Origin of the sequence: Sphingobium sp., assembly GCF_033795625.1 — a bacterium.
GTDB lineage: Bacteria > Pseudomonadota > Alphaproteobacteria > Sphingomonadales > Sphingomonadaceae > Sphingobium.
This window is the reverse complement of sequence record NZ_JARYGI010000132.1, coordinates 1-666: the sequence shown is the minus strand read 5'-3', so window position 1 is coordinate 666 and position 666 is coordinate 1. Positions and strand designations below refer to the sequence as shown.

At 58.7% G+C, this 666-nt stretch carries 2 pseudogenes; one reads left to right on the top strand and one right to left on the bottom strand.

Annotated elements, in window-relative coordinates:
- Nucleotides 1-366, top strand: a pseudogene (locus tag QHC67_RS19000) (TetR/AcrR family transcriptional regulator); the annotation flags it as partial.
- A gap of 148 nt (nucleotides 367-514) precedes the next feature.
- Here QHC67_RS19000 and QHC67_RS18995 read toward each other — a convergent pair.
- Nucleotides 515-666: pseudogene (locus QHC67_RS18995) on the bottom strand (LPS export ABC transporter ATP-binding protein); the annotation flags it as partial.

Genomic DNA, 666 nt, shown 5'->3' with positions numbered 1-666 from the left:
GGCAGGAAAATCCTGGATGCATCGCTCAAGCGTGAGGTTATCGGCCTGGATTCCCTGATCAACTGGATCGCCGATCATGAATCGGAAGCCGGCCAGGCCAAGCCTTCGATGGGAGCCAAGGCGGGAATTGCGATCATCCAGTCAATTCTCGAGCAGGCCCATCGCAACGACGGCAGCGACAGCTCGGTCGACCTGTCGTTCCTGGCGGCGTTCCTCTTCGACGCGTTCGTCACAAGCCCGCGGCAGCGCATTCTCCTGCGGCATGAGCTGGAAAACACGTCTCGCGCCAAATCCGACTATCTTGAGCGCACCATGAATCTCATCGCGCGCGGAATGCCCTTCCTGGACGAAGACTGTTCCGGTTAACTCCATGTTCGATCCTGTTGGACATGGACTCCGACCGCAAATCTGGCACCATGGCGTCGCCCCGATGCATGAGCACGAGCAGGACGCCGTCAAAGATGGCCTGTGCTGACCGACGGCAACGGAGCGCTATGATCAACCAAAGGACAGGTCACTGCTCATAGTCCTCACCAAGGTAGAGTCTGCGCACATCGGGATTGTGAAGCACCGCGTCGGGCGTCCCCTCGAACAGCACCCTTCCCTCATGGATGACATAGGCCCGGTCGACCAGTTCGAGCATCTCGTGGACATTATGGTCGGTTA